General features: G+C 39.5%; 13 protein-coding genes. 6 read left to right on the plus strand and 7 right to left on the minus strand.

Annotation, left to right across the window (positions count from 1 at the left end):
* Position 1: 1 nt before the first annotated feature.
* The 5 genes from DWW52_RS08240 to DWW52_RS08260 all read right to left on the minus strand — a co-directional run bounded on the left by DWW52_RS08240 (position 2) and on the right by DWW52_RS08260 (position 8,707).
* Positions 2 to 685: a DUF4843 domain-containing protein gene (locus DWW52_RS08240; RefSeq protein WP_118715016.1), complete on the minus strand. Its 684-nt coding sequence runs from the start codon at positions 683 to 685 to the stop codon at positions 2 to 4.
* A 3-nt stretch (positions 686 to 688) separates the two neighbouring features.
* Complete coding sequence (locus tag DWW52_RS08245) at positions 689 to 2,212, minus strand: RagB/SusD family nutrient uptake outer membrane protein (RefSeq protein WP_118715017.1); 1,524 nt, start codon at positions 2,210 to 2,212, stop codon at positions 689 to 691.
* A gap of 18 nt (positions 2,213 to 2,230) precedes the next feature.
* Positions 2,231 to 5,632, minus strand: coding sequence for a SusC/RagA family TonB-linked outer membrane protein (locus DWW52_RS08250; RefSeq protein ID WP_118715018.1), 3,402 nt, complete (start codon positions 5,630 to 5,632; stop codon positions 2,231 to 2,233).
* Between the two features lie 497 nt (positions 5,633 to 6,129).
* Entirely contained in the window at positions 6,130 to 7,101 is a 972-nt protein-coding gene (locus tag DWW52_RS08255) for a hypothetical protein (protein WP_118715019.1), read from the minus strand.
* Between the two features lie 232 nt (positions 7,102 to 7,333).
* Positions 7,334 to 8,707, minus strand: coding sequence for a dipeptidase (locus tag DWW52_RS08260; RefSeq protein ID WP_118715020.1), 1,374 nt, complete (start codon positions 8,705 to 8,707; stop codon positions 7,334 to 7,336).
* Between the two features lie 297 nt (positions 8,708 to 9,004).
* Between DWW52_RS08260 and DWW52_RS08265 the strand changes: the two genes are divergently transcribed.
* Positions 9,005 to 9,943, plus strand: a complete 939-nt coding sequence (locus DWW52_RS08265) for a ribose-phosphate pyrophosphokinase (RefSeq protein ID WP_118715021.1) — start codon at positions 9,005 to 9,007, stop codon at positions 9,941 to 9,943.
* A 66-nt stretch (positions 9,944 to 10,009) separates the two neighbouring features.
* Here DWW52_RS08265 and DWW52_RS08270 read toward each other — a convergent pair whose 3' ends face one another.
* Together DWW52_RS08270 and DWW52_RS08275 are read right to left on the minus strand one after the other, a co-directional pair.
* A complete protein-coding gene (locus tag DWW52_RS08270; RefSeq protein ID WP_118715022.1) occupies positions 10,010 to 10,621 on the minus strand; it encodes a DUF6266 family protein in 612 nt (203 codons plus the stop codon).
* Between the two features lie 4 nt (positions 10,622 to 10,625).
* Positions 10,626 to 10,952, minus strand: coding sequence for a hypothetical protein (locus DWW52_RS08275; protein WP_118715023.1), 327 nt, complete (start codon positions 10,950 to 10,952; stop codon positions 10,626 to 10,628).
* A gap of 507 nt (positions 10,953 to 11,459) precedes the next feature.
* Here DWW52_RS08275 and DWW52_RS08280 point away from each other — a divergent pair.
* The 5 genes from DWW52_RS08280 to DWW52_RS08300 all read left to right on the plus strand — a co-directional run bounded on the left by DWW52_RS08280 (position 11,460) and on the right by DWW52_RS08300 (position 15,497).
* A complete protein-coding gene (locus DWW52_RS08280; protein ID WP_118715024.1) occupies positions 11,460 to 12,152 on the plus strand; it encodes a hypothetical protein in 693 nt (230 codons plus the stop codon).
* Positions 12,153 to 12,185: 33 nt separating this feature from the next.
* A complete protein-coding gene (locus DWW52_RS08285; RefSeq protein ID WP_118715025.1) occupies positions 12,186 to 12,641 on the plus strand; it encodes a hypothetical protein in 456 nt (151 codons plus the stop codon).
* Between the two features lie 145 nt (positions 12,642 to 12,786).
* A complete protein-coding gene (locus tag DWW52_RS08290; RefSeq protein ID WP_118715026.1) occupies positions 12,787 to 13,635 on the plus strand; it encodes an O-antigen ligase in 849 nt (282 codons plus the stop codon).
* A 293-nt stretch (positions 13,636 to 13,928) separates the two neighbouring features.
* Positions 13,929 to 14,270, plus strand: coding sequence for a hypothetical protein (locus DWW52_RS08295; RefSeq protein WP_118715027.1), 342 nt, complete (start codon positions 13,929 to 13,931; stop codon positions 14,268 to 14,270).
* A 507-nt stretch (positions 14,271 to 14,777) separates the two neighbouring features.
* Positions 14,778 to 15,497, plus strand: a complete 720-nt coding sequence (locus tag DWW52_RS08300) for a pirin family protein (protein WP_118715028.1) — start codon at positions 14,778 to 14,780, stop codon at positions 15,495 to 15,497.
* Positions 15,498 to 15,507 lie beyond the last annotated feature (10 nt).

Raw genomic sequence — 15,507 nt, forward strand, 5'->3', positions numbered from 1 at the left:
TTTATTTACTTCCTGATTCAAATTGAATAACACTCTCGTCTTCAGGATTATATTTCACGTTGTTATCCTTGCAATAACGATTCAACTTATAAATAGCAATTTGCACGTCATCATCATACCAACTCTTCACGTTCTCAAAAACCTTTGTGGAATCTAATACCTGATAAATAATCTCCAATTTCTTAGCGGAATATTCTCCAAGATGATACTTATCCCACCAAGACGGTTGTGTCCACAAGTTTGACACGATCACGGCACCGCGCAAGTAATCCTCCTCACCGACCTCGAATTCCTCAGAAGCGACCACCTCGAAACTCAACGTGTCATTCGCCATATCGAGATTATCTGTCTTGTACACTTTTATCAATGCATCCCCCCTCTTCTTTCCCGCAGGAATAATTGCCGACACGATCTCATATCGCGATCCCGGATTTGAAGGACTTCCCCCCAATCCCTTGATAGCTATATGACGATCAACATCAGCCAAGCGTCCTGCTATCGTAATTCCTAACTTCACAACCCCTTCCGTCGTGCCTTCTGGCTGAGTCGTGAAAGAAAAAGAAACAGTATCATTCCTCATGTAAAAGCTAGCCCGCGGCTTAGCACTCCATATTTCAATCTTACTCTTCGAACATGCTCCCGCCACAAAGAGCATAGCAGTTATTATCCATATATATCTCATCATCTTCTATTTTTTCATAATTCTTTCCGCCCTTGCCGTTGATTCCTCCACATCGGGAATCTTAAAAGTAAAGAAATCAGTGTTCGTCATGTATTCTGAAAAATCAGTGATAGAATTACGCTTATAGTAAAACCACAATTGTCCCTCTCCCCAAAACTCTTTCCAATACTCTTTGCGAATCTCCTGTAAAAGTTCCTCACGTGATATCGACCGATTCAATGGAAAACTTACCAACCCACGATTCATCCGCACCTCTTCCAAATAATCCACCCCATCCGAAGTTGAAGGTGCACATTCTGCTGCAATGTAGTACATCTCCGACAAACGGATCAAGGGTAATCGCTCCTGAAAATAGCGAGCAACAATCGCATTTTGATAAAATTTCGCAATCAGGAAATAATTCATGTAGGGCTCGAACCAGTACTGGTAACGCACGTCAGCCGTATTCTCCTCGTACACCGCAGATCGGTCCTCGCTTGAAGCTCCCAATCTCGTATCAACAGTAGAAAAATCTTCAAGTCCTCCCTGAATATATCCATCCATACAATCCTTCAAATCCGTAATATTCAACGCAAAAATATGTTCCGTTGCAAAAGTCCGATCTTGATTTCGAAAATTATTTGCCGTATTCACGTCTCCAATATGGATCAAATTCTCCTTTAGAACCCACGGGAATTTTGTCTCCTGATCACGAATTACCTCCTGCGCACAAAGTAACGCATTTTCCCGGTCACCTTTCCACAAGAATATTCGAGCCATCGTGGCCACAGCAGCATAATAATTAAATCGAAAACGACGGTTGTGCCAAGTCGGAATCTTATCATCTGCTAAAAATTCGCCGGAAGGCAAAGAAGCTAAACAAGAGGCCGGTGTTGTTCCCAAACGAATCGGATCATTGGACATCAGGGTCTTGGCATTAGTTAAGTCGGACAACATTGCCGAAATTGCATCTTCTTGCGTAAATAACGGTGTTACAGAATGTGTCAAATGTGTCACATAAGGAATCGACTCCTTATCTTTGCCAAGTGGATAAGCTGCCGCAAACAAGCGCAACAACTCAAAATGAAGAAACCCCCGCAGTCCCAAGGCCTCGCCTTTTATAAGATTATAATTGTCATCCGAGAACACATATTTATTCTTGTCAATCGTCTCCAATAAAGAATTCAAATTCGCAATCTGCGCGTACATATTACTCCAAACATCTTCCGTATAGTTCTCATGCCAATTCGCTGCATTCGTATTCGAGGGATCGGCATAACTATACCGATACCAATAGCCATTACCGGTAGTTAATGTTAATTTATAATAACCCGCCAGTACATCTGCCATATCGAACGTAAGTTCCCGCCCATACAACGATTTATCGCACAACTTGGCATATACACCGATCAAAGCCTCCCCGTAACCATTCTCACTCTTGAACAATTCAGAACGGTCCAATTCAGAAGAAGCATTCACGTCCAGCCAGTTCTCACATGCCATGCACAGGAACACAGACACCGTTATCATTATGATACTCAATCTTTTCATGCTCTTATTGTTTATGATTTAAAAAGTTGCTTGTAACTCAAACGAAAAATTTCGGGCAAATGGATAAGATGTCCCTCGTTCAATATCAACACTCGACACGCGTAGCAATTCATTCATATAGAAAGAGACCTTCAACCGGTCCAAAGCAATCCGCCGGATCCACGATTCTTTTGAAAACTCATATCCCATATTCATAGAAGAAATATAAAGCTCGTTATTCTTTTGAATGAAACGGGAGGTAGGCCTCGTGTAGCTGGAATTTCGAGAATCGAACACCGTTACCCGGTAAGGAGCCACATCCCCGATCTTTTGCCAAGCCTTATGTATCCGACGATCGAGATTTTCCAAGCCGGTCACGTTTTCCACACGAGAGATCAGCGACTGGTTATAAAGATCTCCTCCCAACTTATAGCTGCACGACACAGACAAACTAAACCCCTTATACCCGGCATTCACCCCCAAAGAACCACTCAATTTAGGAGAAGAATCTCCAATCACAACCTGATCAGCTGCACTCCAAGTGTAATCGCTCTTGCCATCTTTCGTTAAATACATTTCCCTTCCCGATGCCGGATCAATACCCAAAGAACGCATTCCCCAAATGGCTGTCATAGAACACCCTTCATAATATAATGTAGCCGGTTTCGTGAAACGATTAATATATTTCTTGATCACCTCCGGAGAGCTAATATCTTCGTTCCCCCCATCAAAATATTTATAATTGTTATTCTGCTCCTCATTGCTATTCTTGAAAATATCATATATTTTTTTGATCTTGTTGTCATTATGTAATCCCGTGGCCGACAAGGAAATATATGCACTTCGTTTGTCATCACGCCAAGGGGTAATCTGCAAAGAGATCTCGTACCCACGATTCTCGATAATACCCAAATTTTCCATGTAATTCCGGAAACCTGTCGAAGGAGGTATCGAAATATTCGAAAGCAAATTCTCTGTACGTTGAATATAGTAATCCGCCCGGAGAATCAAGAAACGCTTGAGGGACAAATCTAACCCGAAATTGTAATCCTTATTCTTCTGCCACTGTAACTCATCATTGGGAATAGCCACCAACTGTGCCCCTATTTTATCACTATACGTATAGTCGTAATACTTATAACGAGCTCTAGATTGCGAAGGATCCAAATTTTGGTTTCCCGTGTATCCCAACGAAGCACGTAACTTTAGATTTCGAATCCATTCGCTCGCCTCCAGAAAACGCTCGTGGTGAAGGTTCCACCCCACGCCTAGTGACCAGAATGTACCCCAACGACTATCTTTTCCATAGGCAGAAGAAGCACTTCTTCGAAGCGAGGCATCAAAAAGATAACGATCGGCATATGAATAGTTGAGAGCTCCGATAACACCGATCTCCCGCAATTTACTATTACTCCCCCGCGGTTTACCATTTTTCTCGTAATTTGTTCCGAAAGAAATATCATCCATGTAATCGTTACCGAATCCTTCCGCAATTACCGTCGTTGACATTGCTTTCGAGGTCGACACATTCCATGTCACGTTGGCAAAAAGTAAGTGATCTCCAAAAGTTTTATTAAAATTCACACCCGCTTGCAAAGACACCCGCTCCGAAGCCTCATCTTTCTTCGAATACTGTCCCTTCCGATCGCTCATCCCATTCTTGTCATAATTAATAAATTTCGTGTGACTGGCCGGATAAAAAACATCCGCACTTCCCTCCCTGCGAGAATACCCAAAACTCCCGATCACACGGAAAGCCTCGTCAATACGCCAGTCTGCCGAAAAATTATCCTGTACCTCCGTATAACCGGACTTATCTTTCGTATTCAACGTTGCATTATAAAGCGGATTATAATAATGATATTCGTAAACATTCTCATCACTTTCCCCTTTGTGAACCGTGAACTCTTTGATCAAATTCCCGTCTTCGTCATATGGAGCCCAATAAGGATTCAATGATGTATACTCTGAAAAATTTCCATAAGGTGAATTCCTCGACCAATTTCGAGAAAACTCTATCGTATTCCGAAATAGAAGATTTTTATATGAATACGAGAGTGTCGTATTGATGTTCAATGTACTACGATCTGATTTTTTCATCACACCCGCCACATTGTTGTAATACAGGCCAAACTGGTAACGCATTCGCTCATCCCCACCCTCTAATGTCACGGAATGCTTATTGCTGAATCCCGTACGAAGGGGTTTTGAAAGCCAGTAAGTATCTACCCCTCGCACAACATCGTCATACACTTTCTTGTATGAATCATAAGCCGTAATCAATCCTCTCGAAGGCCCGTACATGCCAATCTGTACCTCATACGCCAACTTCTCCTCGGCATTCATCAAATTATAACCGGTCAAATCAGGTGCTTCTATCCCGAAATCACCGGAATAATACACCCGTAATTCTCCCGATTTTGGACGAATAGTCTCAATTACGACCACGCCATTTCCGGCTTTCGAACCGTAAATTGCTTTTGCGGCAGCATCTTTCAACAAAGTAACGCTAGCCACCCGGTTCATATCAAGATCATACACTTTCTCGAGAGTTGTCTCAAAACCATCCAAAATAAACAAAGGTTGATTCGGATTATTCTCATACTCTCCCTGCAAATTGGGGAATGAAGTCTGTCCCCGCAATTGCACGGTAGGCATACGGTTCGGATCACTGCCATATTCCAAATTTTCTATAATTTGAAATGCAGGATCCAGATTCTTCAAACTCTTGATCAAATTTTGATTCCCAACCCGCAAAATATCTTCCTGCTTAAAGGTTGCAGCCGAACCTGTAAAACTTTCCATCCGGCGATTGAACATTCCCGTCACAACCACTTCATCAATCTTTGCTTGTTCCTCCTGCAAAGTGACATTGATCTCATTATTCCCAGAATAAACGATCTCCCGGGGAGTCATACCCACGAAAGAGAATTGCAGCACGAGCCGCTCCGTCCTTCCCGGTACCGAAATCGAATACGCTCCATCCAAATCCGTCGCCACGCCTAAAGGCATACCCTTCACTTTTACCGTCACTCCCGGTAAAGGCTCTTTCTTCTTATCCGTCACTTTTCCAAAAATCCGAATAACAGGATCTTGTTGTTTTAAAACTCGCTTCCGGATAATAATCACATTTTTCTTAAACTCGTACGACAAGCTCGTATTTTCCAAACATCTGTCCAGAATATCCTGTATCCGAGCCTGTTTTACATCCAAACTTACACGCGGAACAATTTGCACGTCTTCCGAATTATAAATAAACACGTAATCGGTCAACTGCTCGACTTTCTTGAATACTTCATCCAACGGAACACGGGACAATTTCAAATCCACCTGAATCGCATCCTGCGCACGTAACGAAACATGGCAACCCAAAAACACCCCCACCAATAGAGCCAGTAATTTCACCTTTCCCCTCACGTGCTGAACCCTTCGTTTTTTCATAACTTCAATCAACTTATTTATTACTTAAAAATTTTGACTACTACAATGAATAAAATTCATTTATTAACAAACGTCAAAAGTATATGATCAGTTTATCACGAACAATCCCTAAAATAAGGTATAGTTTCAAGAATATATCACGATATTTTCACCCCGGTAAAACACAATCCTTTCCCTAAACTTTCCTCACCCCCATCTCTCGCTCTAACACACTCTCCCAAGTAACAAATTTACTTCAAAACAGAACCAATATACAAGCAAAATTGAATAACAAATCAATTTTATCGAAGATGAATGCTCGATAAATGCAGGATGAATGCTCGATGATGATAATGAACTACAAATTGACTCTATACAGGATAACACGAGAAGCTAGCCTAGCCCATGTGTTACCCTAGTCTTATTACAGGCCGGAGATATTCCCGCCACACGTAAATCTTAAATAAAACTTTCGGACTTTATCAGGAGGCAAGCGATAATCGCCTGCCCTCTGAATATCAATTGATAACTTCAAAAATTCTTGCCTTAAACGCCCCTTCTTCCAGATACATGCTCATAGAAAATCCTCGTCCTCCCATGGTAAATCCATATTCTCCACCTATAGGGTATTTCACTTTTTTCCATACATTCTCCCGAGGATTATATCCCCAACGCTCATTCCCCCATAAATACACGAAATCCTCCCCGTCCTTATTGATCACGAAAGATGCAGTTAGAGACGAATGTAGCTTCTCGGTCTCATCTTTGTCATACCAAATAGGTTGACTTTTCCACGTTTTAAGTTCCGGATCAAACTTTTGCACATCATTTGCTCCATCTCCGAAACAAACATAACCATACCCGTTAGCGACAAAAGCATGAGCACCCGCACGGGCATAACCAATATTCGTCACTTGTTTCCATCCTGTTACAGGATCAAATTCATAAAAATCTGACAAACGATAGGCATTTTCCGAAAATCCTGTTCCCACATACCCTTTTCCACCTATTGAAAAGGCAACGGCACCCGCCCGTGATTCCCCCGGGAACTCAAACGCAAGTAACTCCCAAGTTTTCGAATCGCTATCATACACGTAAAAATCATCATAGTAATGCATTGGATCCGTTTTACCCGCAGTATAACCTAAACCAACGTAGGCTTTATGCCCGATAACAAAAGCGACAGCTTCTTCACGACTTCCACCCGGGTATTCGACTGCAACTTGTTCCCATGACCGAGATTCCGGTACATAGTAATAAAAATAACTATTCTTTCCCATCAAAGGCATATATCCCAGACCAATAAACGGGACATCGTCAATCGAAAATATCAAAGCATTATTCAACCCGATTATGCCCAACATAGAAACCGAATCAACAGACAATTTCGGCAAATTAGCCTTCATATCTTTATCACTATCATCATCATCTTTGCAAGAGAATAAAAATATCATTCCCAAGCATAAAATAAATAAACGTATTCTATTCATTTTGCACATTTTATATGAAATATTTAATTATCCCCAATCATCCGGATGAACCGCAATGAATCTCCTTCAAAAATCACAAACGTAAACGCCATATATCACGATATGATTACACCGTGACAATATACAGATAAAAAAAACAAAAAGTCTCCTATTTCCTAATATTTTCAGGAAAAAAGCGACCCTCGTTCTGCAAATGCAAAACGAGGGCCATAACAATTTATAAAAAGAAAATTTATTTCTTCATGATTTCTCCGAAATACTTGTAGAATAACGGAATTGTCGTGATTCCATTATAGAATTGTTCCAGCGGATAGTTTTCGTTCGGAGAGTGGATTGCATCTGATCCCAAGCCGAAGCCCATGAGCACGGATTTAATGCCTAATACTTCCTCGAAAGTAGCGATGATTGGAATACTACCTCCCGAGCGTACCGGAACGGGTTGTTTCCCGTAAACTTCCTCGTATGCTTTTTCAGCAGCCTTGTAAGCCGGAAGATCAATCGGGCATACATAAGAAGGACCTCCATGCAAGTAATCTACCTTTACTTTCACATAATCCGGTGCGATAGATTCAAAATATTCCTTGAATAATTTTGCAATCTTCTCGTGCTTCTGGTTCGGAACCAAACGGCAACTGATCTTGGCGTATGCTTTAGAAGGCAGTACAGTCTTGGCACCTTCACCCGTGTAACCACCCCAGATACCGCAAACGTCAAATGTCGGGCGAATACCCGTGCGCTCGTTCGTGGTAAATCCTTCTTCGCCTTTCACTTCTTTGATATCCAACGATTTCTTGTAATTTTCGAGATTGAAAGGAGCTTTCGCCATTTTAGCACGTTCCTCGGCACTTACTTCCAACACGTCATCATAAAATCCCGGGATCGTGATATGGCCTTTCTCATCCTGCATATCGGCAATCAATTTACACAACACGTTAATCGGGTTAGCCACGGCACCACCGAAAATACCGGAATGCAAGTCGGCATTCGGACCGGTTACTTCAACCTGCCAGTAAGCCAGACCTCTCAATCCCGTCGTGATAGAAGGGATATCCGGACCGATCATGCTGGTATCGGAAACCAAGATCACGTCTGCCTTCAACATATCTTTATGTTCCCGACAAAATTTCGGAAGATTCGGAGAACCGATCTCTTCTTCACCCTCGATCATGAATTTCACGTTACAATTCAATTTCCCGGATTTTACCAGATATTCAAAAGCTTTCGCGTGCATGAAAGCCTGACCTTTATCATCGTCAGCACCACGAGCCCAAATCTTACCGTCTTTTACAACCGGTTCGAAAGGCTTGGTTTTCCACAAATCAACCGGGTCTACCGGCATCACGTCCATGTGACCATATACTAATACCGTGGGAAGAGCAGGATCAAGTATTTTCTCCCCGTAAGCCACCGGATTACCATCTGTTTCATATACTTCTGCCCGATCAGCCCCGGCAGCTAACATGATCTTTGTCCATTGTTCGGCACAACGGTACATATCCGGCTTGTGCTCGGACAATGAAGAGATTGAAGGGATCCGGATCAACTCGAATAACTCGTTCAGGAAACGTTCCTTGTTTTCTTCCACGTACTTTTTGATTTCTTCCATCTATTTGAAAATATATTGATTAATAATTAATAAACATGCTTTCACCGTGTAAATATAATATATTCCGACTAGCGGATCAAACAATCAGCGTAAAAAAAACACCCATTGTTTGATCCGCTAGTCGGGTTACAAGTTACAAATTAGCAAGTTACAAGTTATACACCATAAACCCACTAACACCTTAACCTGAAACTTTCAAACTTGCACTCCCATGAGAGTACAAATATTTTCGATTTCAATTCTCTATCTGCGATTAATTTCCTATTTTTGCCAAGTGTTTCAACTAATGAATTAGATATGTCAAATCTTCCCGAAATTAAAGTTTTCGCCGGAGAGAATAGTCAATATATCGCAGAAAGTATTGCTAGTTCTCTTGGGCTGGAACTCGGTAAAAAAACGTTTACGAGATTTAGTGACGGAGAATTCGTCACGTCATTCGACGAAACGGTGAGAGGTGAGCACGTGTTTATCGTGCAATCCACCTTCCCGCCCAGTGATAACCTCATGGAGTTACTCTTGATGATCGATGCCGCCAAAAGAGCATCTGCCTACAAGGTAATCGCCGTAATCCCCTATTTCGGGTTTGCGCGTCAAGACCGGAAAGATAAACCGCGTGTTGCTATCGGAGCAAAACTAGTAGCTAATATGCTACAAGCTGCCGGAGTAGACCGAATTATCACCATGGATTTACACGCCGACCAAATTCAAGGATTCTTCGATATTCCCGTGGATCACCTGTACGGTTCTACAGTCTTGATCCCTTATATCAAATCTTTAGGATTACGCGATTTTGCCATCGCCTCCCCAGACATCGGTGGAGCCAAAAGAGCAAATTCTTGGGCAAAATACTTTGATTCAGGTTTGATCATCTGCCACAAGACCCGTATCCGGGCAAACGAAGTTGCCGACATGAAAGTGATCGGGGATGTAGAGGGCAAAAACATCATCGTGGTCGATGACATGATCGACACAGCCGGAACAATCTGCAAGGCAGCCGATATGCTTATTGACAATGGAGCTGCCAGTGTACGCGCCGTAGCCACCCATGCAGTCCTCTCCGGTAAGGCATACGAAAATATCGAGAAATCAAAACTGACGGAAGTAATCTTTACCGATTCTATTCCTCAGAAACAACCTTGTGCGAAGATTAAAGTATTACCGATCGCTCCCATGTTTGCCGACACGATCCGCAACATCTACGAGCACAAATCGATCAGTGATCATTTCCTCATGTAATTTCTTTTTTCATGATATTAAAAATGGCACCCTGGAAAGAGTGCCATTTTTAATATCCTCAACTTTTCAACTGTTAACAGTCAACCGTCTACTGTTCGATGCCTTCCTCTTATCCTTCGACAACATGAAAGCATAAATCTCCAAATTCTCCTTTACCCATCCATCATCCAAGGTAATTACCGTCACGCCACTCTCTTGACGGTTCCGACAAGGTTCCACGATGATTTGGTTACTCGTTTTCTCGTAAACCACCACGTACAGCACGTCCGTCGGATTAGCCAACACCGACCAACGACTTTGAGCCTCCTGAGTAATCGTTATCACATCCTCGTTCAACGACACGGTCAGCATCCCATCCTGTAAGTTCCCTTCGGCACACACGATTTTTTCATAGTCAATCGTGGGGTTATACTCCTCGTCAACCATCACGGCTTTCATATTTGCCTTCACGAAGGCATTATAAAACGTATTTCCACCCTTTCGTCCCGGGAAACCAAGTTCCGCCACCGGAGCAAAATACAGCGAAGTCCTTTGTAACGCTTTCATCTTCGCCCGTTGCGTCAACTGCCCCGGAGTCCTCGGGTTACGTATCGTGTTTCTCTTTCCCCGGGCAATACTATACCCGTTTGCCACCGATTTTCTCACATCCCCCAATACAAATGATTTAAACAAAGCCATAATCTTAAAATTTAAAATGCACGAGATCATACAGCAATCCCTCTCCGTTAAACGCTCGCATATTAGCTTTCAGGAAAAGATTATACCCCGAACGATGCTCTGCCACTCCCAACATCTGCCAAATACGGGCCAACCATGTCTGCCGGATAACCCCGTAAAAAGTAGCCGTTTTCCTCATCCGCTCCCGGTAATACAACTGCAACTCGGAACGACAATCCTTCATCTGTCCCGGGGTCGTTCGCGCATAAAGACGATCTCCCACTTGATAGTAAATAACACGTCCCAACTGCCCGGACAAACGATTAAATAAATTTGAATAACAACGAGCCATACTTGTCTCCTTTCTTGATTAATAAAACTTCAGTCGTGGTTAATTTATCATAATCTCCGCAAATATGTCTACATAAATAATTTCTAAATACATCAATCATTATAAAAAAAATAAACACTTCTTGCATAATCCTTTTTGACGAGATATTTGTATTTGTAATAAATTAACAACTATACGTATGAAATATTTTTTTAAAACATCATTCGTTTTGTTAGCGAAATGTATTTTCCTCTTAGGATGTACATTAACACCCCTCGAGAATGCACTAGAACTCAGCGGGAATAATAGGCAAGAACTAGAAAAAGTATTGAATTATTTCTCTTCTAAAGATCCCCCTTTAAAACTAGAGGTAGCTCAATACTTAATCGAGAACATGCCAGAACATTACTCTTTTGCTAGTGAAACATTAAATAAATATTACAATTATATAGATTCTTCTTTTTCCAAATACTCTTATTATTACCGATGCTACCTCAAAACAATACCATTACGAAATGCAGAATCACGATGAAACTTGAACGAAAATACGATATACAAAACAGAGCAGCAAGAATATATCGATATACTTTTTCTAAACACCCTATTCCAGAACCAAGAAACGGTGAATACATCCCATGGCTACTCTTAAACCCATTTCAAAAGAATGTCACATCATATTACTTACCCGTTAGTGACGTAACCATCCCTCTTATCACGCAAAATGATACCAGAAACCGATATGCATACTTATCCATCTTCAACAATAAAAAATGGGAGGCGATCGCTTTCTCGGAAATAAAAAACGGGAAAACAACCTTCTCTGAAATGGGTAGAGGTGTTATATATTTACCTATTATATACAATGGAGAAAAAATTGCCGCATTTAATTACCCGTTTATTTTAAATTCAAACGCTGACGTACAAGCTTTATCATTAAAACAAAAGGATAAAGCAAATAAATTAACATCCAACGAAGAAAATGCTCTGTGTAAAATGAAAGCAGCCATATACCGATTTTATTCTCATGTCAAAATAAAAGATGGAAAATATTCATGTTCACTAACTAATGCTCGAGAAATAAACATCTCCAACCAACTATTTTCAACTTTACAACAAAATCTCGAATCAGGAAATATCTGGATCGAAAAATGTAAGAAGGAAAAGAAAGAGGTCATAATTCCTGAAATCAATGAAGAATACCTCAATTCCTTGTTAAAATAAATAGAATGATAATATCAACAAATTGAATGCAATATGAAATATTTAATTTTTATAACTTTAATTACTTTCTTGTATAGCTGTAATAATTCAGATTCTCAAGATCTTTTACCTATCATTACAAAAACTAAAACAAACGGACAAAAAGTAAAGAAATATTTAGATAATGATACGTTTCTAGATGTTGACGTACAAGCTTTATTAAAACAAAAATGCATTCCATCAAGTAGATCAACACTCAATGAAAAAGATGCTTTGTGTAAAATGAAAGCAGCCATATACCGGTTTTACTCTCATGTTAAAATAAAAGATGGGAAATACTCATGTTCACTAACTAATGCTCGAGAAATAAACATCTCCAACCAGCTATTTTCAACTTTACGACAAAATCTTGAATCGGGAAATGTCTGGATCGAAAAATGCAAGAAAGAGGGGAAAGAGATCGTAATTCCTGAAATCAATGAAGAATATCTCAATTCCTTATTGCAATAAATAAAAACAAAAAGGGGGCTCGTGAAACAGCTCCCTATCCCCCCTTTTACTTTTGCAAAATCTGCATTTATATCTTTAATACACAGCAGAATTAAATAAAAAAAAGACAGATAAACATGAGTAATCATTGAATAATTCATAGACCATGAAAATCATCTTTATATTGGCTTTTTTTATAAGTATATTTTCTTTTTCAAAAGAAAATATCGATTGGTGTATCATTCCGAATATTGTTACTACATTTTCATTTTTATCTATAATTACAGCCTTTCTTTTATGTAAGAAAAAAGAATTAACAATAACTCCATGGTTTATAATTACTACCCTCTTTACAGGTATTTTATATCTCATAGGAAATAAATATATTTACTCACAATATATTTTATTATCAAGCATAATTACATTTTTAATCTTTTTAAAAGACAACTCCCACACGAACTATTTTTCAGAAATTCAATTAGCCCGAATATTCCCGTTTATCCTTGTTGTTGAAGCAATATTCGGTATCATGCAATTTATACAAACAGGTCAACCCATGCAAGTAAAAGGACATTTTGACAATACAATTGGTTTTACCTCATCATTATCTTTTAGTATTCCATTCTTGCTATATTTAACAAAACACGATACCAAGATTTTCAAAAAATATGCGCATTTTATGTTAGGTATTATATGTATTGCTTTATTTCTAGCTTGTTCTCGTTCAGTTCTTGTAACTTCCTTTATCATAATCCTCCTTTACCAACATCTACATTCAAGTTGGAACCAACACAACACGATAACACGGTTAGCATACTACTTGTTATTCATTGGAATCGCCTTTGTAGTATTTCAATTAAAACAAGATTCTGCAAATGGCCGTTTACTAATTTGGAGTATAGCGTTAAGCATGATATGGGAACATCCCTGGGGCTATGGGATTGGGGGAATCGCTCGAAAATACATGAACTATCAAGCCAAATTTTTGTCTCACGTGCAAGATCATACTGGTTAAATCTATCAGACAACATACATTGCGTGTTTAATGAATATCTAAGCATAGGTATAGAATTAGGTATCGGATTCATGTTATTGGCATTAGGGATATTCGGGTATATTATTAAAAGAATTCTCATCGAAAAAGATGAAGAGAAAAAATTGAATTTGTTATTATTATTCACAATTTTGTCAACATCATTATTCTCTTACCCTCTACATTACCCTGCTTCATGGGTTGTAATTGGTTATTCTGTCTGCCAATTACTACCGACCTCCCAATAGACTTATTCTTCAAAATTCATTTTTGTAATGAGATATAGCATTATTCTTTTACTCTTACTTTTTCCACTTTATCTACGTAGAGAATTACAGTATCAAAAACAATGGTTTTGTACAGCACAAGAAGTATTAAGCAAAGACAAACAAGTTATTTTCAACATTTCCCCTCAGCTTTACTCCAGATTAAAAAATTATCCCATGTTCTTATACAATTACGGAGCAGAATTACATTACGCTAAAGAACCCGAATTAAGTAATAAAATTCTATATAGATACTTAGAAAAAGTGGCAGATTATGATGCATGGATTCTTATTGGGTGTAATTATTGTGAAAAAAGCGAAAATCATAAATCAAGAAACAAGCAAAATTAAACAAGCTGCAAAATCATATTTAGACATCAATATGTATAATTCATTCTAATTTCAAAAACGGAAAATATCTCTAAAAACATTTTCTCTTCAATACTCCCTCTATCCATTTTAGATTTAGAGATTTTTGATTGATGATTTCATTTTTTGTTTCATTCTAAATTTCTATTTGAGAAAGTTAAGTTACTTCTAGTCTTCGGGAAGAAATACCAGCTCCTCCCCTGTTTATAGAGGAGTTTGAAGATGAAAACAAGCATAACCTACATATACTGCAAAGTGGTATATAACTACTTAAAAAACAAACCGACAATACAAAAACACCACACAACAAGTCTCTATAAATCATCCAATTATCAATACAAAACAAGTATATCTATACCATATATTAGCACAATTAACCTTTATATTTACTTTTACAACCATTGCATGCCCCCCTCCCTACTTCAATATCCAAGAAATAACTTTAGCGATACTTTTCTCGTATAATATCATATATTAATAAATAAGGTTATGAAAACAATATTACATAAAGCCGAAAGTCGCGGTTTCTTCGACCACGGATGGCTAAAAACCCATCACACATTCAGTTTCGCAGATTATTATGATCCTCAACGCGTTAATTTCGGAGCCCTGCGGGTTTTGAATGATGACCGGATTGAAGGCGGAACCGGATTTGACACTCATCCTCATCAAAACATGGAGGTTATATCCATACCGCTAAAAGGTGATTTGGAGCATAAAGACAGCATCGGGCATAAAGACACGATCAAAGAAGGTGAAATACAGGTCATGAGTGCCGGAACCGGAATCCTGCACAGTGAATACAACCGGAATGATGAAAAACCGGCTGAATTCTTACAGATTTGGGTTTTCCCGAATAAAAAAAACGTTCCTCCGCGGTATGAAAATGCCGTTATCTCCGATCTGATCCACAAGAATGAAATTAGTGAAATCGTGTCCCCTTATCCCGGAAATGGCAAAGGATTATGGATTTACCAACAGGCGTGGTTCTCTATTGCCGATCTGGACAAAGATTCTTTACAAATCTACAAGATGAAATCAAAAGACAGCCTGGGAGTTTATATTTTCATCATAGAAGGAGGTATCACAATTAAAGATATTGAGCTCAAACGACGGGACGGGGTCGGGGTGTATGACACCGAAGAAGTGGAATTCAAGGCAACCGAGAAATCTCGTGTATTACTTATCGAAGTTCCACCCCATCATTAATATAGAATAA

This window comes from Odoribacter sp. AF15-53 (assembly GCF_003479425.1).
Taxonomy (GTDB): domain Bacteria; phylum Bacteroidota; class Bacteroidia; order Bacteroidales; family Marinifilaceae; genus Butyricimonas.

Bases quoted from the DNA above. Each gene is read 5' to 3' on its own strand.
- DWW52_RS08260 (WP_118715020.1), bottom strand. From the start codon at position 8,707: ATGGAAGAAATCAAAAAGTACGTGGAAGAAAACAAGGAACGTTTCCTG.
- DWW52_RS08280 (WP_118715024.1), top strand. From the start codon at position 11,460: ATGAAACTTGAACGAAAATACGATATACAAAACAGAGCAGCAAGAATA.
- DWW52_RS08265 (WP_118715021.1), top strand. From the start codon at position 9,005: ATGTCAAATCTTCCCGAAATTAAAGTTTTCGCCGGAGAGAATAGTCAA.
- DWW52_RS08250 (WP_118715018.1), bottom strand. From the start codon at position 5,632: ATGAAAAAACGAAGGGTTCAGCACGTGAGGGGAAAGGTGAAATTACTG.
- DWW52_RS08245 (WP_118715017.1), bottom strand. From the start codon at position 2,212: ATGAAAAGATTGAGTATCATAATGATAACGGTGTCTGTGTTCCTGTGC.
- DWW52_RS08240 (WP_118715016.1), bottom strand. From the start codon at position 685: ATGATGAGATATATATGGATAATAACTGCTATGCTCTTTGTGGCGGGA.
- DWW52_RS08290 (WP_118715026.1), top strand. From the start codon at position 12,787: ATGAAAATCATCTTTATATTGGCTTTTTTTATAAGTATATTTTCTTTT.
- DWW52_RS08270 (WP_118715022.1), bottom strand. From the start codon at position 10,621: ATGGCTTTGTTTAAATCATTTGTATTGGGGGATGTGAGAAAATCGGTG.
- DWW52_RS08300 (WP_118715028.1), top strand. From the start codon at position 14,778: ATGAAAACAATATTACATAAAGCCGAAAGTCGCGGTTTCTTCGACCAC.
- DWW52_RS08285 (WP_118715025.1), top strand. From the start codon at position 12,186: ATGAAATATTTAATTTTTATAACTTTAATTACTTTCTTGTATAGCTGT.
- DWW52_RS08295 (WP_118715027.1), top strand. From the start codon at position 13,929: ATGAGATATAGCATTATTCTTTTACTCTTACTTTTTCCACTTTATCTA.
- DWW52_RS08255 (WP_118715019.1), bottom strand. From the start codon at position 7,101: ATGAATAGAATACGTTTATTTATTTTATGCTTGGGAATGATATTTTTA.
- DWW52_RS08275 (WP_118715023.1), bottom strand. From the start codon at position 10,952: ATGGCTCGTTGTTATTCAAATTTATTTAATCGTTTGTCCGGGCAGTTG.